This window comes from Bacillus sp. FSL R5-0523 (genome assembly GCF_037975295.1).
GTDB classification, from domain to species: Bacteria; Bacillota; Bacilli; order Bacillales; family Bacillaceae; genus Bacillus; species Bacillus subtilis.
On record NZ_CP150251.1, the window covers coordinates 3,880,159 to 3,904,857 of the forward strand.

General features: G+C 44.1%; 24 protein-coding genes and 1 pseudogene. 6 read left to right on the forward strand and 19 right to left on the reverse strand.

The features are described 5' to 3' along the window. Positions 1-34: 34 nt before the first annotated feature. The 16 genes and pseudogenes from NYE53_RS19880 to NYE53_RS19955 form a co-directional block, all read right to left on the reverse strand. Positions 35-301: pseudogene (locus NYE53_RS19880) on the reverse strand (hypothetical protein); the annotation flags it as partial. Between the two features lie 578 nt (positions 302-879). After that, complete coding sequence (locus tag NYE53_RS19885; protein ID WP_038828926.1) at positions 880-1,815, reverse strand: DMT family transporter; 936 nt, start codon at positions 1,813-1,815, stop codon at positions 880-882. Positions 1,816-1,966: 151 nt separating this feature from the next. After that, a complete protein-coding gene (locus NYE53_RS19890) occupies positions 1,967-2,413 on the reverse strand; it encodes a universal stress protein (RefSeq protein WP_003227162.1) in 447 nt (148 codons plus the stop codon). Positions 2,414-2,515: 102 nt separating this feature from the next. Further along, positions 2,516-3,925 (reverse strand): aryl-phospho-beta-d-glucosidase, encoded by a 1,410-nt coding sequence (gene bglH, locus NYE53_RS19895; RefSeq protein ID WP_046664053.1) that lies wholly within the window; start codon positions 3,923-3,925, stop codon positions 2,516-2,518. A 22-nt stretch (positions 3,926-3,947) separates the two neighbouring features. Next, positions 3,948-5,777, reverse strand: coding sequence for a PTS beta-glucoside transporter subunit IIABC (gene bglP, locus NYE53_RS19900; RefSeq protein WP_339246440.1), 1,830 nt, complete (start codon positions 5,775-5,777; stop codon positions 3,948-3,950). Positions 5,778-6,164: 387 nt separating this feature from the next. Next, positions 6,165-6,467: a contact-dependent growth inhibition system immunity protein gene (locus NYE53_RS19905; protein ID WP_339246443.1), complete on the reverse strand. Its 303-nt coding sequence runs from the start codon at positions 6,465-6,467 to the stop codon at positions 6,165-6,167. 417 nt (positions 6,468-6,884) lie between these two features. Further along, on the reverse strand, positions 6,885-7,271 hold the full coding sequence (locus NYE53_RS19910; RefSeq protein WP_339246445.1) for a hypothetical protein: 387 nt from the start codon (positions 7,269-7,271) through the stop codon (positions 6,885-6,887). An 82-nt stretch (positions 7,272-7,353) separates the two neighbouring features. Then, on the reverse strand, positions 7,354-7,599 hold the full coding sequence (locus NYE53_RS19915) for a hypothetical protein (protein ID WP_339246447.1): 246 nt from the start codon (positions 7,597-7,599) through the stop codon (positions 7,354-7,356). A gap of 10 nt (positions 7,600-7,609) precedes the next feature. Continuing rightward, entirely contained in the window at positions 7,610-8,059 is a 450-nt protein-coding gene (locus NYE53_RS19920; RefSeq protein ID WP_015385077.1) for a hypothetical protein, read from the reverse strand. A gap of 272 nt (positions 8,060-8,331) precedes the next feature. Further along, entirely contained in the window at positions 8,332-8,622 is a 291-nt protein-coding gene (locus NYE53_RS19925; RefSeq protein WP_224588581.1) for a DUF2247 family protein, read from the reverse strand. 162 nt (positions 8,623-8,784) lie between these two features. Further along, entirely contained in the window at positions 8,785-9,198 is a 414-nt protein-coding gene (locus NYE53_RS19930) for a hypothetical protein (RefSeq protein ID WP_015483915.1), read from the reverse strand. Between the two features lie 25 nt (positions 9,199-9,223). After that, positions 9,224-10,954 (reverse strand): T7SS effector LXG polymorphic toxin, encoded by a 1,731-nt coding sequence (locus tag NYE53_RS19935; protein WP_339246450.1) that lies wholly within the window; start codon positions 10,952-10,954, stop codon positions 9,224-9,226. 19 nt (positions 10,955-10,973) lie between these two features. Then, a complete protein-coding gene (locus NYE53_RS19940) occupies positions 10,974-11,243 on the reverse strand; it encodes a YwqI/YxiC family protein (RefSeq protein WP_003218942.1) in 270 nt (89 codons plus the stop codon). Positions 11,244-11,254: 11 nt separating this feature from the next. Next, positions 11,255-11,620, reverse strand: a complete 366-nt coding sequence (locus NYE53_RS19945) for a DUF5082 family protein (protein WP_003218945.1) — start codon at positions 11,618-11,620, stop codon at positions 11,255-11,257. A gap of 304 nt (positions 11,621-11,924) precedes the next feature. Then, a complete protein-coding gene (gene abnB, locus NYE53_RS19950; protein WP_339248585.1) occupies positions 11,925-13,289 on the reverse strand; it encodes an arabinan endo-1,5-alpha-L-arabinosidase AbnB in 1,365 nt (454 codons plus the stop codon). Positions 13,290-13,450: 161 nt separating this feature from the next. Beyond that, positions 13,451-13,591 (reverse strand): hypothetical protein, encoded by a 141-nt coding sequence (locus NYE53_RS19955; RefSeq protein ID WP_339248587.1) that lies wholly within the window; start codon positions 13,589-13,591, stop codon positions 13,451-13,453. A 285-nt stretch (positions 13,592-13,876) separates the two neighbouring features. On the opposite strand from NYE53_RS19955, the gene hutP reads away from it, so the two are divergent. From hutP to NYE53_RS19985, 6 genes are all read left to right on the forward strand, one after another. Further along, a complete protein-coding gene (gene hutP, locus NYE53_RS19960) occupies positions 13,877-14,323 on the forward strand; it encodes a hut operon transcriptional regulator HutP (RefSeq protein WP_003243875.1) in 447 nt (148 codons plus the stop codon). 112 nt (positions 14,324-14,435) lie between these two features. Continuing rightward, the gene (gene hutH, locus NYE53_RS19965) at positions 14,436-15,962 is read left to right on the forward strand and encodes a histidine ammonia-lyase (protein WP_339246452.1); all 1,527 of its coding nucleotides are present in this window, start codon (positions 14,436-14,438) and stop codon (positions 15,960-15,962) included. Next, complete coding sequence (gene hutU, locus NYE53_RS19970) at positions 15,959-17,617, forward strand: urocanate hydratase (RefSeq protein WP_069703580.1); 1,659 nt, start codon at positions 15,959-15,961, stop codon at positions 17,615-17,617. Before hutH ends, hutU begins: the two co-directional genes overlap by 4 nt. A 12-nt stretch (positions 17,618-17,629) precedes the next feature. After that, positions 17,630-18,895, forward strand: coding sequence for an imidazolonepropionase (gene hutI / locus NYE53_RS19975; RefSeq protein WP_339246455.1), 1,266 nt, complete (start codon positions 17,630-17,632; stop codon positions 18,893-18,895). Continuing rightward, positions 18,888-19,847, forward strand: a complete 960-nt coding sequence (gene hutG, locus NYE53_RS19980; RefSeq protein ID WP_327828852.1) for a formimidoylglutamase — start codon at positions 18,888-18,890, stop codon at positions 19,845-19,847. Before hutI ends, hutG begins: the two co-directional genes overlap by 8 nt. 75 nt (positions 19,848-19,922) lie before the next feature. Beyond that, complete coding sequence (locus NYE53_RS19985) at positions 19,923-21,350, forward strand: amino acid permease (RefSeq protein ID WP_339246458.1); 1,428 nt, start codon at positions 19,923-19,925, stop codon at positions 21,348-21,350. A 43-nt stretch (positions 21,351-21,393) separates the two neighbouring features. Here NYE53_RS19985 and NYE53_RS19990 read toward each other — a convergent pair whose 3' ends face one another. The 3 genes from NYE53_RS19990 to deoC all read right to left on the reverse strand — a co-directional run bounded on the left by NYE53_RS19990 (position 21,394) and on the right by deoC (position 24,658). Further along, positions 21,394-22,695 (reverse strand): pyrimidine-nucleoside phosphorylase, encoded by a 1,302-nt coding sequence (locus NYE53_RS19990; protein ID WP_003227132.1) that lies wholly within the window; start codon positions 22,693-22,695, stop codon positions 21,394-21,396. A 29-nt stretch (positions 22,696-22,724) separates the two neighbouring features. Beyond that, positions 22,725-23,906, reverse strand: a complete 1,182-nt coding sequence (gene nupC, locus NYE53_RS19995; protein ID WP_003244143.1) for a nucleoside permease NupC — start codon at positions 23,904-23,906, stop codon at positions 22,725-22,727. Positions 23,907-23,986: 80 nt separating this feature from the next. Continuing rightward, entirely contained in the window at positions 23,987-24,658 is a 672-nt protein-coding gene (gene deoC / locus NYE53_RS20000; RefSeq protein ID WP_003227127.1) for a deoxyribose-phosphate aldolase, read from the reverse strand. Positions 24,659-24,699: the final 41 nt, after the last annotated feature.

Below are 24,699 nucleotides of genomic sequence, written 5' to 3' on the forward strand. Positions count from 1 at the left end.
TTTTAATCAATAACACCTTACCACCAATCACAAATTACTCCATATATTGTTTGATCCAATCATTTAAATCATCTGTTGAATGTAAATAAGTTTCAGGAGAATCTTTCAAATCAATCCCACTTAGAAGGATTAACATATCCCAGACTCTATCGTCTTCTACTTCGGGGTCATCCGCATGAACATAAGTTCCAGCCCAATCCGACGCTTCTTCTCTTGTTGTTTGTCCATTTAACACACTTTTGATTTTATTTATGCATTCTAGTAGTTTTGGCTCGGTCAAATTGATCACCACGCACTCAATCTTCGTTTGGTATACCGATAATTCTATTTATTATTAAAGCCTGCTAAGCAATCAGATGATCAACAGACAATTCGGTAAAGATCCTCTACCGAATGAATTCTATTATTCGCTTTGAAGATCCAAACAAATTATTAAATAATTGTTAAATGATATTTAGAATATTTTCTCTGTTTATTGTCCCTATTCTGATAGTCTCGGTCTATTATTTCTATTTGGCAGAAGACCCCATTCAGTAAATCTTTAACAAGTGTTTTTTCTGTTAAATGAACTCTGCTCAATATATCCTTTAACTTAACGTCTTTTTAGTAAAATGATATTCTCATGAGCAACATTTGCATTTTTAGATTCTTGCAGAGTATATATAATCATTACTATCGCTTTTTAATATTAACTAAGTTTTCAATATATTATAGCTCTATTGTTTTATATTTTTTTCAAGCCAATCATAGTCATTAAGAGTTGATATTTCATCAAAATAGTACATTCACTTTTCCTTTTACTAATTGAGAAAGCTTTTTTTTGCACCAAGAATTTGAAATAACTGTATTATTGATTTAACATGTTAGCTTCATTTTCCATTATTGCATTTGTTCAATATCCGTACCCTCAGCTGTCACATTCGCCTTCCCCTGCCTCCTGACAAGCGTCAAGGCCATACCCGCAAAGATCAGCATGATGCCAAGCGTTTGATAGAGGTCAGGGCGGAAGCCTGTGAAGACGGTATCTAGCACGATCGCGACAGCGGGGTCGAGAAATACAATGATTGAAATAAATTTCGTTGATAAAAATCGCAAACTGTCAAAAAACAACAAATATACAATACCCGTATGGATGATGCCGGTAGATACCACCATAATCCAGTTTCCCTGAGATAGGTCAGCAAAAGCACCAAAGTGAATAAACGGAATCAGGATGATAACCCCTAAACCCGTCTGCAAGAAGGTGGTCGTGTAAGGACTGAGATTGTGAATGCCTTTTCCCAATAAAGTGGTGAACGCATAAAACAGTGCGGCGAGAACTGCCCATATGATCCCTGATCCCATCAGCTGTGTCAATGAAGTGCTGCCGTTAATCCCGGAAATCAGCGCAGTTCCCAGAAAGCAGATGATAATGGAGCTGACGGAGATCACATTTAATTTCTCTCTGTAGAAGAAGCTCCCCAGAAGAAGAACAAGCACCGGCGCTAGATGATAAACGGAGATGGCAATTGTAACGGACGTTTCTTCAAAAGACTTAAATAAGAACACCCAGTTGAATACAAGAAAGAAACCGCACGCCAATGTTTGCAGCACGTCTCTCTTGCTCCATTTTTCAGTTTTATACTGGCCGGACGCCAGCCAGCAAAGGCCTAAAAACAGCGTCGCGCAAAGGCAGCGGACAAAGACCAATTCAAATGACGGCAGATTGGTATGCTCTGAGAAAAAGCCGATGGAGCCGAAAATCACCATAGAGATGACCATTTTGATTACGGCTGTTGATTTTTGTTTTGACGATATGGAAAGATCCTGTTGCATCAAACGTATTCTACCTCCAATACTGTATATCATAAACTGTTTTTTGTGAATTCAGAAATCTACACATAAAATTCCTCTTTTTTACATGTAGATATTATAACACTTCTATTCTAAATAAAAAAAAGCGCCCTTGGGCGCTTTTTTTACAAATCTATCGAACAATCAAAACCGGGCATGTTGATAATTGAGACACTTTATGGCTGACGCTTCCAAGCATCATTTCTTTCAGGCCGCTGATCCCCCGGCTGCCAACTACAATCAGGCTGACGCCTTTCTCTTTTGCGTGATTTAGTATCTCATGCGCCGGCTCGCCATTCGCGTAAATGGTTTCAGCTTGAACGCCTTTTTCGGCTGCTTTTTCTTTTGCATTTTCAAGGATTTTCAGGCCCTCTTTTTTAACCTCGTTCCTGATTTCATCAATAAAGTGTTCAGGCACATAGACAATTCCCGTCAGAGAAGAAGTCGTGACGACGGCTTCTCTCCCCACATGAAGAATGCTTAGTTCCGCTTGCTGCTCTTTTGCCAAATGCACTGCGGCATCAAGCGCTTTTGCACTCATGTCTGATCCGTCAATCGCAACTAACATTTTGTTAAACATGCTCTTCCCGCCTTTCGGACTGTGGGTGGTTCATCTTTCTCTTTTATTGTCCGCCTGCATTTCGTTATTGTCAATTGAAGCGCATGAGTTTTCAAAAAATTGTCAGATACTCTCTCCGTTTGTGGCGATAACCTGCTGATACCAGTTGAAGCTTTTTTTCTTGATGCGGTTAAATGTTCCATTTCCTTCATTGTCCCGGTCCACATAAATGAAGCCGTAGCGTTTTTTCATTTCCGCAGTAGATGCGCTGACAAGGTCAATTGGCCCCCATGATGTGTATCCGATTAATTCAACGCCGTCCGCAATGGCTTCGCGTGCTTCAATTAAATGATCACGCAGATAGTTGATTCTGTAATCGTCCTGAATCGTGCCGTCCTCTTCAACCTTGTCTACAGCGCCAAGGCCGTTTTCAACGATGAACAGCGGCTTCTGATAACGGTCGTATAAGGTGTTGAGCGTGATGCGCAAGCCTTTCGGATCAATTTGCCAGCCCCACTCTGATGATTTGAGGTAAGGGTTTTTGACTCCGCCCAGCAGGTTGCCCCCTGATTTTGCAAGCTCTTCCGGATCTGTGCTCGCCGCCATCGACATGTAGTAGCTGAATCCAATATAATCCACCGTATGTTCTTTCAAGAGCTCTTCATCGCCTTCAGCCATTTCAATTTCAATATTGTTTTCTGCCAGATAGCGTTTCATATATCCCGGGTATGCGCCTCTTGCCTGAACATCTGAGAAGAAAAGTGTTTTGCGCTCATTCTCCATTGCCGCGAAGACATCCTCCGGCTTAGAAGTCATCGGATAGGTTGTCGTTGCCGCTATCATACAGCCGATTTTCGAATCAGGAATGATGTCGTGACCCGCTTTGACAGCAAGAGCACTGGCCACAAATTGGTGGTGTGCCGCCTGGTACATCGCGTTTAATTTGTTTTCTCCTTCTTCAAAAACAAGACCGCCTCCGGTAAACGGCGCATGGAGCACCACGTTAATTTCATTGAACGTCATCCAATACTTCACTTTGTGTTGATAGCGTTTGAAAACCGTTTTGGCATAGCGTTCATAAAACTCTATGACTTTGCGATTCTTCCAGCCTCCATAATTTTTCACTAAACCGAGCGGCATTTCATAATGAGAGATGGTTACGACAGGCTCAATATGATGCTTTAACAGCTCATCAAACAGATCATCATAAAATCTGAGACCGTCTTCATTGGGCTCCTCTTCATCGCCATTCGGAAAAATTCTCGTCCACGCAATCGATGTGCGGAACGCCTTAAATCCCATTTCTGCAAATAAGGCGATATCCTCTTTATAACGATGATAAAAGTCAATCCCGTTGTGATACAGATTCAAGGAAGTCATTGATTCATCAAATGGAGACATGATCCCGTTCGGCGATACGTCAGCTGTCGAAAGCCCCTTACCACCCTCGTTATAAGCACCCTCCACTTGGTTGGCAGCAACTGCGCCGCCCCATAAAAATCCTTCTGGAAATCGTTTTGCGTTTGAACTCATATTGATCACCCCATTAGTTTTTTCAAGATAAAGCAAGCAGCGCTTCTTTTGTCTGTACTTTACCGATCTCTTTCACCGGCGAAAATGAATATTGGTCTGTGTTGGTCACGATCACCGGGGTAATGACGTCATATCCCGCGGCTTTGATTTGCTCCAGATCAAAGGACACGAGCGGATCTCCCGGTGCGACCTTGTCGCCTTCATGTACGTGAGCCGTGAACCACTGTCCCTCCAGCTTAACGGTGTCCAATCCAATGTGTATGAGAATTTCAGCTCCCTGATCACTCGTAATGCCAATTGCGTGTTTTGTTTTAAAAATGGTGGTAACGCTTCCATGAACAGGCGAAACCACTTCTCCTTCTTCTGGCTCTATGGCAAATCCTTTTCCCATGATCCCGGCAGAAAACACTCCGTCTTTGACTTCGCTTAATGCTTTCACTTCTCCCTTAATCGGGCTGTGAATGATCTCTCTGCTGCCTTCATGCAGTGCCGGCTGCTGGCTGCCGTCAGAAGGCACATCCTCGAATCCAAGCAAATACGCAGCTGCTGTTCCCGCCACAAATGCAATCACGAGACCGATCATCGCGTAAATAAACGTTGGGCCGATAAAGACAGGGATGCTCGGGAGACCTGCATTCCCTCCGACGATATAGGAAGCAACACCCGTCATGCCGTAAAACGCGCCACCGGCTGCACCGCCAATCAAAGCGGCCGCAAACGGCTTTTTCAATCGCATATTCACGCCATACATCGCAGGTTCTGTGATCCCCATCAGCGCCGTGATGCTTGTGGTAAGCGCGAGTGATTTAAATTTTTTATTTCTGGAGCGAAGGAAGACGGCAAATGATGCCCCGGCCTGCCCCATATTCGCCAAAAACATAGCTGGCAGTAAATAATCGTGTCCGTTTTGAGCGATGTTGTTGATCATAATTGGCACAAAGGCATAATGCATGCCCGTCATAATGATTAAAGAGAACGTTCCCGCCAGCAAAATCATCGCCACAAGCCCTGCATGATCAAACAAATAATTGACCCCAGAAGACAAGTATTCTCCTAAAATAGCGCCAAGCGGACCGACTGTAATCAATGTCAGCGGCACGACAATCAATAGCGTGAATGTCGGAACCACAATCAATTTGAGAGATGCGTGTGTAAAACGGTCAATCCATTTTTCTACGTACGAAGCAATCCAAATCGCCAGCAAAATCGGGATGACCGTTGACGAATAAGTGGCAGCGGTTACAGGAAGCCCGATAAAGGAAATCGGTTTCCCCGCACCGAGCAGGGCTGTCAAATCCGGATGCAGAATCGCCGCCGCAATGGCTGCCGCTACGTACGGATTGCTTCCGAATTTTCTCGCCGCACTCATCGCTAGCAGGAGCGGCAGGAAGTAGAACGCGCCATCACCGACAGCCGTTAAAATGACATGAACCTGGCTCTTCTCCGCCATCCAGCCAAACGTAACTGCCAGCGCAACAAGCCCTTTGATCATCCCCGCTCCCGCAATCGCAGGCAGAATCGGAGTAAACACACCAGAAATCACATCAAAGACCGCACTCAGCACATTCTTTTTCTGAGAGGATGAACCAGCGCTCTTTTCATCACTGAGATTGCTGTGCCGCACAATCGCCTGATACACCTTTGGCACATCGTTTCCGATAATGATTTGAAACTGCTCGCCGCTGATATTGGTGCCCATCACCCCCGGCAGCTGCTCCAGCTGACTGCGATCCGCCTTCGCGTTGTCATGAAGATTAAAACGCAGCCTCGTCATGCAGTGGATCACGCGCTGAACGTTGTCTTCACCGCCTACAAGTTGTAATATGTCCTTCGATAATTTATCATAATCCATGTGTAAACCTCCTTTTTATGGGGGACTGCTGGAAGAAAGGTGGCCGCCTTTCACCAGCTTTTTTTGTATCAAATGCTGCATCACCTCCTAAAAGAGAATAAAAAAAACCTAAATGACACAGATTGCGAGAGTCTCCTCCTGCACCTGCACCATTTAGGTTTTGCCTGCTTTAGCAGTAACAATCCTGACGGGTCGTTTTATTTGTTTGTAGGTATACTTTAGCACTAGATTTAAGGGATGTCAACGCTTTCATTTTTGGTGTTGGATATCGTTTCTAGAAAAAAAGTAATCATAAAGATTTGAACATAGTATTAACTTCAATAAAAAATTATTGTGATTAAAAACCTTGAAAGGCATTTTTCCAATCAAGGTTAATAATCGTTACCATTAAATTTTATTTAAAGACTTCTTTATCTGCACTATTACATTCTTTAGCCAATCTATTGGTTCTAAATTAAACGCAGGAAAATACACGCCATCTGCGCAAGATTGAATGTATTCATTTTTCTCATTATCTGAATGCTCACTTTCAATAAAATCCGTTAAAAAGACAATAGCATCCTCCAAATATTCTTTACTTTCCTCTGTTAATAACTCTTGTATAGCGTCATCAGGAGTTTCAATATCTTGATGGAAAGTCCCAGCAAAAAATTGAAAAACAGGGTCCTTCTGTTTATTGATCAATAACATGTCATCTTGCTCCTTTAAGGGAGAGGTAACGGGATAATAACCCTGATAGTATTTTATTTTGGGGTAATTGTTTAAATCATTCATCATCTAATAAATTATAGAAGATCATTTGTTCTTCAAGTGTATGCTCACCCTTTAGAAACTCTATTGATATCCGTCTATATCATTTAATTTTTTTATAAGTATTCTTTTCCTAAATATATAAATACCTAAAGGGAACAAAAAGAAAAATACACCATATGAAAAACCAGCAATTACATATAACTCTATATCGTTAACTTGATTGGCATTTGCTAACCAGATTGTCATGATAGTTAGAACTATTCCTGCTAGGGGGAAAACAATCTGGATGATTAATAATGATTCATTTATTTTTCTCAATAAAAATTTCTCATCTATCTTCTTCACTTTTTATATTTAAACAGAATCTCTTAAAAATTCTACGCTTATCCTGTCAACCTTCATCTCAACATTTTTCCCAATTAAATAAGGATATTCAGAAAAATACTCATCTTCATCAGTAAGAACGATTCCTGCATCAATTGAATCCTCTTGTAAAACCCCCCTAATATAATATTGATATCCTAAACCAATCCGTTCTAATTCTTTTGTTTTTTCTATACTTTCACGAATAACTAACTCATCCAAAATCGTAAAACCAACTAACACAGGATATTTTTTCCCCACTTCAATTTCATAAGGACAGACAGATGAAAAACCTGTGAATTCAACCCCTTCAATTTCGAGTATCACTTCCTCTTCTATATGTGGATCAAGTCCTTTAATAAGTGCTTTATATATCATAGGAGAACCTCTTTGATTTTTATTATATTGAATGCGTTAAAACCTTGAAGGGCATTGTTGTCAATAAAAGCTTCATTATTTGCTAAGACTCAAAAGCCGTTTTTTCTGGAAATACACCCTCTTCTTTTACTAAACAAACTGCTAATCTATGTGCAGCTCGATCAAAATAAAATGTTGACGGGAAGTCTTTAATTTCTTCTAACTCTGAAAATTCCCTAATTATTTTATTTAATTTTATTTTGCCCATAGTATTTTCATGAGGCCCCAATTTGTAAACCACAGTTTCATTATCTTCATATTCTTTTAGTAATAAAATGTATACCGCCACTGTTTATTCCTCAATTAGTAAAATTCAATTCACTCCACTTTTCTTTTATCCAACCTATTCTTTCATCAGCTTCTTCTGCTGATAGAACGCCTCTTTTGTTTTTGTACTTAATACTTTCTTTTGCCCAGATTAAAATGATCTTGGTATATTCCACCGTCTCTATTGTGCATATACAATCTCCTTCATCTTCATCTGCGAAAATATCTTCAATCACTGTTTTATGTTTATCAGAACTAATTAAATTTAAATTCCCGCCACTTTCGAATATTGGTAATTCCCCAGACAATACTTTTAATAATTGTTCAATTTCTTCCTTTATGCTATCGAAATCACTAAATATATCAGATCCTAACGAATTACTAATAAGGTAACCATTTTTAAGTATTTTCTCTTTTTCCAAATCCAAAATGACTTCATCATAATCATCTATATATTCAATTGCATATTTATATCTGAGCAATATACTATCTCCGTTATTTCTTATTCACCGGTAGATGGTGTGAGGTAACGCAAGCAATATAATGAGTATTTCCCAATCATAATTAATTAAAAATTATTTTCCTCTCAGTTTCCAAAAATTCTTTCAGTAGTTCTTTTACTGTATATTTCAAATCAGAAGGATAATAGAAAACAGGCGATACAGTTCTAAAAAAATTGTTCATATGTTCAGTTGTGTTAACCATATAAACAATGTTTTCAATGTCGCTAAACATACTATCATCAGAAGAATTATTATATATTCTTCAAAACAGTGTATAACCACTTATGATACTCTCTATTCAAGACTTCAGAACGGCTATTAGAGACTATGTGGTCTAATAATGCATCTGCTCTTTCTTCAGTTTGTTCCCACGCCAATTCAAAGATATTCTCATCTTTAATATTAGGATTATTCACTAGATAATTAACCGCATAATTTGTTACTTCTTGTGAAGAAATTAACTTAAACTGCCTACTAATAAACAATGTAATCCAGTTACATTCAAATTCGTTTTTCTTGATTATCTCAACTGTATACACCATCTATCTCTTCCTTGTGGTTATTTTACCTGAGTCTTTAAAATTATAAGCTGATCCTGCAATAGGAAAAGCTTATTCCACTTCACATCACTGTGTGAGAATAAGCTTTAAAAAGTTATCATTGACTTTTAAGCATTGTTGTATAAACAATTCTATAACAAATTATTAAGAATGAACCTTCTCAAGGAAGTCTTCAAGTATTTTCTTTACTGGGGCACTTGCTTTTGGCAACTTATCATTTATTCTCTGAAGTATGGATGGATCGTTCAATATCATTTGTTTACTCTCGGGAGTCACAAAGCTTCTTAGAGAATCTATGCATACCTCAAATAGCTCTTCATTATCAATACTAAGTAGTGATAGTAATATTGAAAATTCATGTGAACTTCCGTTATTATCCATACAGTATGCCAGTTTTTTTTGCCATTCCAAAGGTTTAGTAAGTGCTTCGTTTTTTAATTTTCCCCAATCATCTGCTCTAAAGTCTGACAATATATCACTTGCAATTATACAACCATCATCGTACCATGAGTCCTCAGTTGTTTCAGCAGATAAAAGATTATCTAATTCTCTATACATTTTTTATCACCTTTCAATTTACATCTCAAAAACCTGATGGACGAGGCGCATTTACCTTTCCTGTTGGGTAACCACTAGTTACCTCGTCACCATTTTTGATAACATCTATTTCCACTCCATTTTTTGATGCTCTATGCCAAGTTGATCTATCCCTCAACCTTGTAGATATAGGTGGTGTATTTCCAACCTCTATAATACTCTTAAGAATCTGATCATCATTCCACGATTCCGGAAATAATGTACTCTTTTTAATTTTAGAAATATTACCATCTACAAATTGCTTAGTAAACATAACACTTTTCGTCCCATCTGCATTAGTAGATAGTACTTCCACTGCGAAATTATCATTAGCGTTGTTTATACTTGAGGAATGTCCACCTATTAAAATATTTTTTGGAACTTTACGTTGTCCTTCCAATATTTTCGCTTCCATATCTGAGCTAATAACCGTCTTTGAAGATACCAATTTCTTACCTTCACTCGCACCCTTTGAAGCAACCTTATTAACCTCACCCTTACTTTCCTTCTCCGCAACATGTTTAGCCACATCTGTGACAACACGCTTCCCGCCTCGGACCGCCAATTTTTTAACAGCACCCTGAGGGCTTACCCACTCAATAAATTCATATTGAGTTCCGGCAAGAAACGAATCAATTGGCTTAGCTCCGCCTACTTTATCCTCTGGAATGTAAGACACTTCTTCTAGCCGCTTTTTCCCTCCAGCGTAGAGTTCTCTCACAATTTGGCCGTTTTCATATACATAATATTTGCCGCCGACGTAGTCGATGCTTGCAGTATCACGAGTTAGTTCGTCAATCACTTCTATCGTATCTATCTTTTTTAATCCTTTATGATTATATATTTTATCATTTATCACCCGTATGTCTCCATAGACTTTCGGGTGGGCTGCTGCTTCTTTCTGTAATACCGTTAAGTTACTATCATCAGCATGAATCTCACGCTCGATCTTCTGTTGTTTGTCATCCATCATCACAGAATCAACGTTTGATTGCTTATGTTTCTCCAGTTTCTTCAACATCAACTCCATCGGTGAATCATCCGCCTGCTTCATTTGCGGGTTAATCGCGCCGAAGGTTTGGTTGATGTTTTCTTCTTCCTGTGATTTCAGGATAGAGCCGCTTTTGTAGCCTGTGATTTCAATTTTCGGACCGGTATACATGGTTTCGAGCTGGTCTATATATTTTTTCATCGTTTGAAAATCTGATTTTGCGGTTTCTAGTGCTTGAGTTTGATGGCCGTCAAATTGAAAGAGCTTATTCAGGGTGTCTGAAATCAGTCGCTCAGCCTGTTCTGTTTCCATTCGGAAAAAGGTATCATTGACTGTCGGCAGGCTGACGATGTGATCTATGGTCGATGTCTGGCGATTGACTGCATCAGTGAGCTGTTCTGTCACTTCTCGTGCATGCTTGACCCCATGTCTCGCATCGTGTGAGAGAAAAGCCTCTGCGATCATGCCGTGGGAGTCAGATTCTACAGAGGAAATCGCATGCTGTGTTTGTTTCAGCACTTTTTTGTATTCGTCGATAAACATGCCAAAGAAAAGGAGAAAAGGCTTGTGGCACTCCTCGTAAAAGGTCCGGATGGCATCTCCGCCTTTTCCTTTCAGCGCATCCTTCATGCCTGCCAGATGCTCAACGCTTTTTTCCAGCTTCTCCAGCTGTTGTTTTTGCTTGTCCAGTTTCTCAATCGTATGCTGAATGCCCTCGTGAAGAGCGTGGACATCTAATGTTTTCAATCCCTTGTCCTCCCGCGCTTTATTTCATGGAAGATGATATGTTTTCGTCCGTTTCCTTCATGGCGTTTACCGCGCTTTCCGTTTGTGCGATATGCTTGGCCAGAACAGACGCATATGCTTCAGTGAGCTCTTTGATGTCCTTATTTAATTGCTCGATGGACTTCACAACATTCAAATGGTTTCTGCCTGAGAGATGGCCGGGTAAGGAGGACTTGAGTTCAGCTGAATTCTTGAGCTGAGAAAGCCCTTGCTTCACTGTGCCATACACCATTTTAATTTCCTGTGCCATTTGTGCTCACCTCACTTTTTATGTTTTTCCTTCTCTATTTCATGCTCTATCCTCGTAATTTGGCGTCTTATGGAATAGACATCGCCCTCTAATGAGTGGATTTTTCCTTCTATGCTTTCGATGATTCCGCTGACTTGATCGCTTTTGATTTGCTGATATGCTTTGTTCATACCTTCACGAATATCTTCAAACCGCTGAGCATGTGTTCCTCTCCATGCCTCCCGGTTAAGATGAGGCCGGTGAATGAGATGCTGGGCCTCGGAGAATTCGTGTTTGATTTGCCTGATTTCGTGCAGCACTCGTTTTAATTGATGGATCTGTTCCTGCTTTTCATGTAAGTCGGCTTTTACCGAATGTAACAACATTTCACTATGCATGCCGCAACACCTCGTGTTTCTATCAAACTGTGTCAATTCTTTACAATACAGACTATTTTCATATTACATGATGGGTCATATTGGATAAATAGGTAAAAAGGATTGTCTTGAGGAACTTTATCCCGGTTCTAAATAGCTAAAAATTCAATTTCATAACTTTGCAAGAGGGAGAATCACCATAATGGGGACTTTTCGTTTAGGTCTCGAACCCCGCTATCACTTCTGTTTTTTCTCTCGCTCAACCATTTCTTATAGTCAATAAAACTCATAAAAAAGCGCCTTCTCTAGAAGGCGCTTCTCCATCTTATTTAGATCCCCAAACAGCCTCACCGCTGTCATTCAGCACACTAAACGTCATGACGTTCTTCTCTCTCACCGAATCCCACTGGCGTAAAAATACCCCGTTATACTTCTTGCCCGCTAACGTGATGTCGGCTGTGTTTTTTCCGGTTTTCTTCCATGTTCCCGTCATTTCCCCGGAAATGCTGTGGTTTTTGTTGAGCTGGATGTTGATGGTTTTTTTGATGTCGGCTGAGATGTCTTTTCCGTGCTGGATGACTTTGTATGTTCCTGTAATGTCTTTTTGTTTTACTTCTTTCAGTGTTTCGCCTGCGTAACGATATGGCGCTGTTACCGGCCAGCCGTCTTTGTTCATGAACAATTGGTGGACTCTGACTTCGTGTTCTTCACCCCTGCCCGGGAAGCGGGTGTGGAAGATTAAATAAGAGCGTCCGGTTTTTTCGTCATAGTATGCGGAGTTGTGGCCTGGTGAGACGTACCCGGTGCCTTTTTCATTTTCTGTTTCAAAAGTGTAGCTGCCCATGAGTTTGACGCCGTATGGTTCGATGGAACGGTCGTCGAAGAATGTGCCTTCCTTGCCGCGGACGTCGAGCATTGGATTGCCTTCTGCATCATAGTAAGGGCCGTCCGGTTTCTTGGAGCGGGCCACACGGATGTTGTAGCCGCCTGTTGCATCGAGACCGCCATATGATAGGTATAAGTAGTAGTATTGGGTGTCTGGATTATAGAGAACATACGGGCCTTCGATTCTGCTGTGGTTGCCGCCGAGCAGTTTTTTCCCGTATCCCTGTCCAGGAAGCGGGAAGCCCGTTTTCGGATTCATTTCAAGTATGAAAATGCCGCCTGAGTATGATCCGTACACCATCCACAGCTTGCCGTCTTTATCAAAGAAGGTATGCGGGTCGACGACATTCGGGTGTTTGGTTGCGTCATACGGTGTTCCATCGCTGCTTGTGCCTTCCATTCCTGATTTCAAAAAGATGCCTTTGTTTTTGTATGGGCCTTCGATGTTGTCAGCAACGGCAACACCCATGGCGGACCTAGGCGAGTCGCCGCGGCAGGCGTTGTAGTACATGTAGTATTTGCCGTCCGCCAGCTGCGTGACGTCAGCCGCCCACAGAGTGTCAGATTGGGCCCATTCGAAGGTTTCTTTTAATTCTTCATAGACATTCGGAATCAGTGGGTTGTCATTGCTTACGCTGGTGGTCAGCTGCTGCCATTGCATGAGGTTATTCGTTTTTGCTGAAGCGAGATGAGATCCAAAAACATAAAAGGTGCCATTTGTTTCAATGATGGAAGGGTCATGGACGCTGACTTCTTTAAATACAGGTTTTTGTGCATAGACGGAGTTTGGGAGGGTGAAGGCCATGATAAGAGCTGCAAGAAAACATACACGGAACAATCAGTTGAACATCTAAACAATTCGCCTCTCTTTTTCATTAAATTTTAAACGCTTACATTTCACTATGAAAATACCCCGGCCTATTAAAACAGCCGAATGTTTTCAAATTCAAACAGATAGGTGATTTCTCACTGTTCTCTTACATAGTCAGACTGATGTCCGTCAGTCTTGCGCAGGACTGCTGCTTGCATATCCTCTCTTTCATAGTTCAACTCTTTTGCTGTTTCTCCTTCTTGCATCACTTCTGTTTCTTCATTTGCGTACGTAATGAACGCTTTGTCCGGCCTTGTAAGTCGTCGACTTTTCTCTGGCAACTACGCCTCTTTTGGCCATTTTAGCCCTCATTGTCAGGAATATGACAGCGGCGCTTGCCTCCTTGTCTGGATATCGTGTGCAATCGCTGAAAAAACCTGTTCTGCTCTCTGCGTCGCGCTATTACAATAGCAATCTAACTTGTTAAAGACTGTAAAAAATCTTTTGACTTCTGCTGCTGAACCAATTAATATAATACTCAGTTAATAGTTATCAGAATTTTTAGGAATTGAGTGATTCATATGACACTGCATAAAGAGCGTCGGATCGGACGGCTGTCTGTTCTTCTGTTGCTGAATGAGGCGGAAGAGAGTACACAGGTCGAGGAGCTGGAGCGAGACGGATGGAAGGTCTGTCTTGGCAAGGTAGGATCAATGGACGCGCATAAAGTAGTAGCCGCAATTGAAACCGCTTCCAAAAAGAGCGGTGTCATTCAATCTGAGGGTTATCGGGAGTCACATGCGCTTTATCATGCGACGATGGAGGCTTTGCATGGCGTGACCAGAGGTGAAATGCTGCTGGGATCGCTGCTTCGGACGGTGGGCTTGAGGTTTGCCGTTTTGAGGGGAAATCCTTATGAAAGTGAAGCGGAAGGCGATTGGATTGCTGTCTCGCTTTACGGAACAATCGGGGCGCCGATTAAAGGTCTTGAGCACGAGACATTCGGTGTTGGAATTAATCACATATGAAACAGCCCATAGATCTTAGACGATAGGGGGCTATGCGTGAAAACAGAAGTTCACAGCATAGCTCCTTTTTGTATGGGCGCTTTACCAAAGTAAAGAAAAAGGAGTTGGGCTTATGGTGACTTTAGACGGTTCTTCATTGACAACAGCCGACGTCGCTCGTGTGCTGTTTGATTTTGAGGAGGCAGCGGCTTCCAAAGAAAGTATGGAGCGTGTGAAAAAAAGCAGAGCGGCAGTGGAACGGATTGTACGCGACGAAAAGACAATCTACGGCATCAACACCGGATTTGGCAAATTCAGCGATGTCCTGATTCAGAAAGAAGACTCGGCGGCGCTGCAGCTGAATTTAATCCTTTCTCATGCCTGCGGAGTCGGCGACCCTTTTCCTGAGTGTGTTTCCAGGGCAATGCTGCTTTTGCGCGCCAATGCGCTGTTAAAAGGCTTTTCCGGTGTACGCGCTGAGCTGATCGAACAGTTGCTTGCTTTTTTAAATAAACGCGTCCATCCGGTCATTCCCCAGCAAGGATCACTTGGCGCAAGCGGAGATTTGGCGCCGCTTTCCCACCTGGCGCTTGCGCTGATCGGACAAGGAGAAGTCTTTTTTGAGGGGGAAAGAATGCCGGCAATGACAGGCTTGAAAAAAGCAGGCATTCAACCGGTAACGCTGACATCCAAGGAAGGGCTTGCCTTGATTAACGGGACTCAAGCCATGACTGCAATGGGGGTGGTCGCTTACATTGAAGCTGAGAAACTAGCATATCAAACAGAACGCATTGCCAGCTTAACGATTGAGGGGTTGCAGGGAATTATCGATGCATTTGACGAGGATATTCACTCAGCACGCGGCTATCAGGAGCAGATCGATGTCGCAGAACGAATTCGCTTTTATCTATCTGACAGCGGCCTGACAACCTCCCAGGGAGAACTGCGGGTTCAGGATGCTTATTCATTGCGCTGTATTCCGCAAGTACACGGTGCGACTTGGCAGACACTAGGCTATGTCAAAGAAAAATTAGAGATTGAAATGAACGCAGCTACAGACAATCCGCTCATTTTCAATGACGGTGACAAAGTGATTTCCGGCGGAAACTTTCACGGACAGCCGATCGCCTTTGCCATGGATTTTCTGAAAATCGCAATATCAGAGCTTGCGAATATCGCAGAGCGCCGGATCGAACGACTTGTGAATCCGCAGCTGAATGACCTGCCGCCGTTCCTGAGCCCTCATCCCGGTCTGCAATCCGGTGCAATGATCATGCAGTACGCCGCGGCCTCACTCGTTTCTGAAAATAAAACACTGGCCCATCCTGCAAGTGTGGATTCCATTCCGTCATCCGCCAACCAAGAGGACCATGTCAGCATGGGAACCATCGCCGCTCGGCATGCTTATCAGGTGATCGCAAATACAAGGAGAGTCATTGCGATCGAAGCGATTTGCGCATTACAGGCGGTTGAATACAGAGGCATAGAACATGCAGCGTCCTATACGAAACAGCTTTTTCAGGAAATGAGAAAAGTCGTGCCGTCCATTCAGCAGGACCGTGTTTTTTCCTATGACATTGAACGCTTGACTGACTGGCTGAAGAAGGAATCTTTAATACCTGATCATCAGAATAAAGAACTAAGGGGGATGAACATATGACTGATGTAAAAAAATCAATCCGTGCCAACAGAGGAACAGAGCTTGAATGCTTAGGATGGGAGCAAGAGGCAGTGCTTCGGATGCTTCGAAACAACCTTGATCCAGAAGTCGCCGAGAAGCCGGAGGACCTCATCGTATATGGCGGGATTGGCAAAGCCGCACGGGATTGGGACGCTTTTCACGCCATTGAGCATTCCTTGAAAACATTAAAAAATGATGAAACATTGCTCGTGCAATCCGGAAAGCCCGTTGGCATGTTCCGTACACACCCGCATGCCCCGCGCGTGCTCCTAGCAAATTCTGTTCTTGTTCCGAAGTGGGCAGACTGGGAGCATTTCCACGAACTTGAGAAAAAAGGGTTAATGATGTACGGACAGATGACGGCTGGCAGCTGGATTTACATTGGCTCACAAGGCATATTGCAAGGAACCTATGAAACCTTCGCTGAGCTGGCGCGACAGCACTTCGGGGGCAGCTTAAAAGGAACGTTGACGCTGACAGCGGGTCTCGGCGGAATGGGAGGCGCCCAGCCGCTGTCAGTCACGATGAATGAAGGCGTCGTGATTGCCGTCGAGGTTGACGAGAAACGCATCGACAAGCGGATCGAAACAAAATACTGCGATCGAAAAACAGCATCGATTGAGGAAGCCTTAGCTTGGGCTGAAGAGGCAAAGCTGGCAGGAAAACCTTTGTCCATTGCACTTCTCGGAAACGCAGCTGAGGTGCATCACACACTTTTGAACCGAGGCGTCAAAATTGATATTGTGACAGATCAGACATCTGCCCATGACCCTTTAATCGGTTATGTTCCCGAGGGCTATTCCCTTGATGAAGCTGACCGTTTGCGTCAAGACACTCCAGAGCTTTACGTGCGCCTTGCGAAGCAAAGCATGAAAAAACATGTCGAAGCCATGCTGGCCTTTCAGCAAAAGGGCTCTATTGTATTTGACTACGGCAACAATATCCGGCAAGTCGCAAAAGATGAAGGGCTGGAGAATGCCTTCGATTTTCCGGGGTTTGTCCCTGCCTACATACGCCCCTTATTCTGTGAAGGAAAAGGGCCGTTCCGCTGGGCGGCGCTTTCCGGAGATCCGGCAGATATTTACCGTACGGATGCGTTATTAAAAGAGCTGTTCCCGACAAATAAAGCCCTTCACCGCTGGATTGATATGGCACAGGAAAAAGTCACCTTCCAAGGCTTGCCGTCCCGTATCTGCTGGCTTGGATATGGAGAACGAAAAAAGATGGGCCTCGCCATTAACGAGCTGGTTAGAACCGGGGAGCTAAAAGCGCCTGTCGTTATTGGGAGAGATCATTTGGACTGCGGGTCTGTCGCCTCTCCAAACCGGGAAACAGAAGCGATGAAGGACGGAAGTGACGCTGTCGGTGATTGGGCTGTGCTAAATGCGCTTGTCAACACGGCGGCGGGTGCAAGCTGGGTTTCCTTCCACCATGGCGGCGGCGTCGGAATGGGCTATTCCCTGCATGCCGGTATGGTCGCAGTGGCCGATGGAAGTGAGCTGGCTGACGAGCGGCTCGCCCGTGTCTTAACGAGCGACCCGGGAATGGGCATTATCCGTCATGCGGATGCGGGTTATGAACGTGCCGTTGAAGTAGCGAAGGAACAGGACATTATCGTGCCGATGCAAAAATAAAGGAGTGATGACATGCCAAAGCAAATTGATACGATTCTCATCAACATCGGTCAGCTTTTGACGATGGAAAGCAGCGGCCCGCGGGCAGGCAAAAGCATGCAGGATCTTCATGTGATCGAAGACGCTGTTGTCGGCATCCATGAACAGAAAATTGTGTTCGCCGGACAAAAAGGGGCTGAAGCCGGTTACGAGGCAGACGAAATCATTGACTGTTCGGGACGCCTTGTAACGCCTGGCCTCGTTGATCCGCACACCCATCTTGTATTTGGCGGATCTCGTGAAAAGGAGATGAACCTTAAGCTTCAGGGCATTTCCTATTTGGATATTCTGGCGCAGGGCGGCGGGATTCTGTCTACAGTCAAGGATACCAGGGCGGCTTCAGAAGAAGAGCTGCTGCAAAAAGCCCATTTTCATCTGCAAAGAATGCTGTCCTACGGCACAACCACAGCAGAAGTGAAAAGCGGCTACGGCTTAGAAAAAGAGACAGAGCTCAAACAATTGCGTGTCGCAAAAAAATTGCATGAAAGCCAGCCTGTTGATCTTGTTTCCACATTTATGGGAGCACATGCGATTCCTCCCGAATATCAAAACGATCCAGATCAATTTCTGGATCAAATGCTTTCCCTTTTGCCGGAAATCAAAGAACAAGAACTCGCCAGCTTTGCTGATATCTTTACAGAAACAGGCGTTTTTACAGTCAGCCAATCCCGCCGTTATTTACAAAAAGCAGCTGAGGCGGGCTTCGGATTAAAAATACACGCAGATGAAATCGATCCGCTTGGAGGAGCTGAATTAGCAGGTGAGCTAAAGGCCGTCTCAGCCGACCATTTGGTAGGTGCATCGGACGAAGGCATAAAGAAATTGGCTGAGGCAGGAACGATCGCCGTCCTCTTGCCGGGCACGACATTTTATCTTGGCAAAAGCACATACGCCAGGGCAAGAGCTATGATTGATGAAGGGGTATGTATCAGCTTGGCAACGGATTTTAACCCTGGCAGCTCGCCGACTGAAAATATCCAGCTGATCATGTCGATTGCCGCGCTTCATCTGAAGATGACTGCAGAAGAAATATGGCACGCGGTCACAGTCAATGCCGCATATGCCATAGGAAAAGGAGAAGAAGCCGGTCAGCTCAAAGCTGGCCGCTCAGCTGATCTTGTCATTTGGCAAGCCCCGAACTATATGTATATTCCGTATCACTACGGGGTCAATCATGTACATCAAGTCATGAAAAACGGAACAATTGTTGTCAACAGGGAGGGAGCCATTCTTGGATAAGTACCCTTTTCTCAGAGAGGCCGGATCTTCGTTTAAAGACCGGGATGTCACAAAAATGAGCGACCTGATCGCAACATGGGACGGCCAGGACATTAAGGGACCGGCGTTGATAGGTGTCCCCCTATCAAAATCATCCATCAGTCATTCAGGCGCTTCCTTTGCACCCGGAACAATACGCCAGGCTCTGAAACATTCATCAGCCTATTCTGCTGAGCTTGGAGAGCATGTCGTATCAGAGCTTCTATATGATCTGGGGGATATCGATATTCATGTCACTGATATCGTAAAGTCACATCATCACATTTTCCAAACCATGCACGCTCTGCTTTCGGATCATCCGGATTGGGTGCCGCTCATACTCGGGGGAGATAACTCTATCAGCTACTCCACCATAAAAGCGATAGCACAAACAAAAGGAACGACAGCGGTGATTCAATTTGATGCCCATCACGATGTTCGCAATACGGAGGACGGGGGGCCGACAAACGGCACCCCCTTCCGCCGCCTTTTGGATGAAGAGATTATTAAAGGTCAACATTTGATCCAGCTGGGGATCAGAGAATTCAGCAACAGCCAGGCCTATGAAGCATATGCAAAAAAACATAACGTGAACATTCACACGATGGACATGATACGGGAAAAAGGGCTCATCTCCACGATAAAAGAGGTTTTGCCAGCCGTTCAAAATAGAACAGATTTCATTTTTATTTCTGTTGACATGGATGTCTTAGACCAGTCCCATGCACCCGGCTGTCCAGCGATTGGCCCGGGCGGCCTCTATACAGACGAATTGCTTGAAGCAGTCAAGTACATTGCACAACAGCCCAATGTTGCCGGGATTGAAATTGTTGAAGTCGACCCTACCCTCGATTTTCGAGATATGACAAGCAGAGCTGCAGCCCATGTTCTGTTACACGCATTAAAAGGAATGAAACTCTCCCCATTCAAGTGATCTTCTGGCAGGTTGTATTTTGGGTATAAGAAACTCATCTGCCTTAGGAATGGCAGCTAAAAGGAGGGCGAGACAGTGAATCTTCAGGAGAACAGCAGCCAACAGCTAAAACGCACAATGAAAAGCAGGCACCTATTTATGATCTCATTGGGAGGCGTCATAGGCACAGGACTTTTCCTCAGTACGGGCTATACGCTGCATCAAGCCGGACCCGGCGGTACGATACTCGCTTATGTAATCGGCGGGTTGATGATGTACCTCGTCATGCAATGTCTCGGCGAATTGTCGGTTGCAATGCCGGTAACCGGCTCTTTTCAAAAATATGCTACAACATTTATCGGTCCATCTACCGGTTTTATGGTCGGCATCATGTACTGGATCAATTGGGTGGTGACGGTAGGCTCTGAGTTTACCGCATCCGGTATTCTCATGCAGCGCTGGTTCCCTGACAGCAGTGTATGGATGTGGAGTGCGATTTTTGCAGCCCTTCTTTTTATATGCAACGCATTTTCAGTTAAGTTATTTGCGGAGACTGAATTTTGGTTTTCCAGCGTAAAGATTCTCACCATTATTTTATTTATCATTTTAGGAGGAGCCGCCATGTTTGGCCTGATCTCTTTAAACGGAACGGCGGATGCTCCTATGTTGTCAAACTTCACGGACCATGGCGGGCTGTTTCCGAATGGCTTTCTTGCCGTTTTTATCGCGATGATATCTGTGAGCTTCGCCTTTTCCGGTACAGAGTTAATCGGCGTTACAGCAGGAGAATCAGCAAATCCTCAAAAGGATATACCGCGATCCATCCGTAATGTCGCATGGAGAACCGTGATTTTTTTCATTGGCGCTGTCTTCATATTATCCGGATTGATTTCGTGGAAGGACGCAGGCGTGATTGAAAGCCCGTTTGTAGCCGTATTTGCGGAGATCGGAATCCCTTACGCTGCTGATATTATGAATTTCGTGATATTAACAGCCTTGCTGTCTGTCGCCAACTCAGGCTTATATGCTTCAACCCGTATGATGTGGTCGTTAGCAAATGAAAACATGATCAGCTCCCGTTTTAAGAAAGTCACATCTAAAGGCATTCCTTTAAATGCCTTAATGATCAGTATGGCTGTATCTTGTTTATCTCTCATTTCCAGTATCGTAGCCCCTGGAACTGTCTATGTTGTGATGGTCGCAATTGCTGGATTTGCAGGAGTCGTGGTCTGGATGAGCATTGCCTTGTCCCAACTCTTGTTTCGAAAGAGATTTCTGAAAAAAGGGGGGAATGTAAAAGATCTGACATTTCGCACGCCGCTTTACCCTCTGATGCCTATAGCCGCTCTTTTATTATGCTCAGCTTCTTGTATCGGTCTTGCTTTTGATCCCAATCAAAGAATCGCACTATTCTGCGGAGTTCCTTGTATCATCCTTTGCTATCTCATCTACCATTTCAAAAGAAATGCTACAAAAGCGAAAAAAATCAGCCAAGAGGAATATCCGGCCGATCACATCCTATAATTAAAAAAGCACACCCCGCTCAGCATGGGATGTGCTTTATTTTTTATTCTGTAATTAACGTATGAATCAGCTTCGGCGCCTTCGCTTCCGCGGCGATGCGGATGTTGTCATAGACTTTTGCAATGACTTCATCAACGTTTTCGCGGTTGGCGTAAAGCGTCACGAGCGGTTCGCCTTTTTCTACTTTGTCGCCGACCTTCTTGCGGAGCATGATGCCGACGGCTAAATCGATCTCGTCTTCTTTTGTGGCGCGGCCGGCACCTAACAGCATCGCCGCGACGCCGATTTCGTCCGCAACGATTTCAGAGACGACACCCGCTTCTTTGGCAGGCACATCAATTTGATATGCGGCTTGCGGAAGCTTAGACGGATCGTCAACAATTGAGCTGTCGCCGCCTTGGTTTTTCAGGAAATCCTTGAATTTCTCAAGTGCTTTGCCGTTTTTCATGACTTCTTCCAGCTTCGCTCTCGCTTCGTCCAATGTATCGGCTTTTTTCGCAAGCACAACCATCTGGCTGCCGAGCGTTAAGACAAGCTCATGAAGATCCTCAGGCCCCTCGCCTTTGAGTGTGTCGATCGCTTCTTTGACCTCAAGCGCATTTCCGATCGCAAAGCCGAGCGGCTGGGACATGTCTGAAATGACAGCCATTGTTTGACGGCCGACGTTATTTCCGATCCGTACCATCGCTTTGGCAAGTTCAGCTGCGTCTTCTTCTGTTTTCATGAAAGCGCCCGCTCCCGTTTTTACGTCAAGCACGATGGCGTCCGCCCCGGCAGCGATTTTTTTGCTCATAATCGAGCTTGCAATGAGCGGAATGGAATTGACCGTTCCCGTTACATCACGAAGCGCGTACAGTTTTTTATCAGCCGGCGTTAAATTGCCGCTTTGGCCGATGACCGCAACCTTGTCGCGGTTCACAAGTTTAATAAATTCATCCTTCGTCAGTTCCACGTGGAAGCCATCGATTGCCTCTAACTTATCAATCGTGCCGCCCGTATGGCCGAGGCCGCGGCCGGACATCTTAGCAACCGGCACGTCAAGAGCCGCAACAAGCGGAGCGAGAACGAGTGTTGTCGTGTCGCCGACGCCGCCGGTGGAGTGCTTATCCACTTTAATTCCTTCAATGGCAGAAAGATCAATCGTTTCACCGGAGTTCACCATAGCCATCGTCAAGTCCGCGCGTTCACGGTCACTCATATCCTGGAAGAAAATCGCCATAGCAAGCGCGCTTGCCTGATAATCAGGAATGCTTCCGTCTGTATAGCCGTTCACGAAAAATTGAATTTCTTCAGTGGTGAGTTCTTTTCCGTTTTGTTTTTTGATGATGATATCTACCATTCTCATGTTTGGTCACCGATCCTTTTCGATTAAGTTCAGTAAATCAAGCCCACAATTGCTGCTGATAAAAAGCTGACAAGCGTAGCACCGTATAATAATTTCAAGCCGAAACGAGCGACGACATTTCCTTGCTTTTCATTCAGTCCTTTTACGGCACCGGCAATGATTCCGATTGAGGAGAAGTTCGCAAATGACACAAGGAATACCGATACGATCGCTGTTGTACGGCCGCTGAAATGGAAACCGTTTTGCGTAAGCGACGTCATGGCGACAAATTCATTCGATACCATTTTTGTTGCCATAATGCTTCCCGCATTAACAGCTTCATTCCATGGGATACCCACAAGAAAAGCGAATGGAGCAAACACATATCCAAGAATGCCTTGGAACGAAATACCGAATACTGCATTAAAAATGCCATTGATCAAGGCAATAATCGCGACAAATCCAATCAGCATAGCAGCGACGACAACCGCTACTTTGAAACCGTCAAGGATGTATTCTCCGAGCACTTCGAAGAAGGATTGTTTTTCCTCTTCCTCAACACGAAGCATATCCTCTTCTTTTGCAACCTCGTACGGATTAATAATAGAAGCAATTATGAAACCGCCAAATAAGTTCAAGACCAGCGCTGTTACAACATATTCCGGTTTCAGCATTGTCATATACGCGCCGACAATCGACATTGATACAGTTGACATCGCAGATGCACAAAGCGTGTACAAGCGCTGCTGATTTAAAAGACCGAGTTCTTTCTTCAAGGAGATAAATACTTCTGACTGCCCTAAAATCGCAGAAGCCACTGCGTTATACGATTCCAATCTTCCCATACCGTTTACCTTGCTGAGGGCAAGGCCGATATATCTAATAATAAACGGGAGGACTTTCCACTTTTGCAGAATCCCGATCAGAGCGGAAATAAACACGATTGGTAAGAGAACATTCATAAAGAATGTCGTTTGGTCCGCATTCACCAAGCCGCCAAACACAAAGTTAATTCCCTCTGCCGCGTATTCAAGCAGGTAACCGAATCCTTTTGCAAATCCTCCCACGAGGAAATTCCCTATTCCGGTATTGAGGAGAATGTAGCCAAGAATAAATTGCAAAATGAGCATAACAACAATTGGGCGGATCTTAATTCTTTTTTTGCCGCTGCTCGCGATCCACGCGAGGCCTAAAAACACGATTAAACCGATAATCCCAATCAAATACTTCATATGTGTTTCTCCTTTATTTGTATTCGCTTACAATCACTGTTTCCTCAGAAAACGGAAAGCAGTCTGCCTTCCGTCAGCTCTTAATAGTTGTCTCCGCCTGATGCATTTTCTCCTTTTACGATAGAAACGCCTGCGCTGGCGCCAATTCGGCTTGCTCCGGCCTCTACCATTGTGTCTACATCTTCTTTCGTTCTGACGCCGCCAGATGCTTTCACGCCGATATCAGGCCCTACTGTTTTGCGCATTAAGGCGATATCTTCCTTCGTTGCGCCGCCTGTAGAAAAGCCTGTTGATGTTTTTACGAAATCCGCTCCCGCAGACACCGCTAAACGGCATGCACGTTCTTTTTCTTCATCAGTCAGAAGGCACGTTTCGATAATGACTTTGACAAGCGCTTTTCCGGCTGCAGCTTCCACTACACCGCGGATATCAGCTTCCACCACATCGTCTTCCTTGTCTTTTAAAGCGGCAATATTAATGACCATATCCACTTCAGTGGCGCCTTTTGAAATGGCGTCTTTTGTCTCGAACGCTTTTGTTTCAGTTGTATTGGCACCGAGCGGGAAGCCGATGACCGTACAAACGTCGACTCCAGTTCCCTTAAGCTCTTTTGCAGCAAGCTCCACCCATGTCGGATTGACACATACTGAAGCAAATTTGTATGTTTTCGCTTCTTCAATTAGTTTTAGAATGTCCGCTTTTTGTGTATGCGGTTTCAAAGCTGTATGATCAATTATGTTGGCTAATGACATCCTTCGCACACTTCCTTTTTTGTTAAGATATTTTTTAGCAT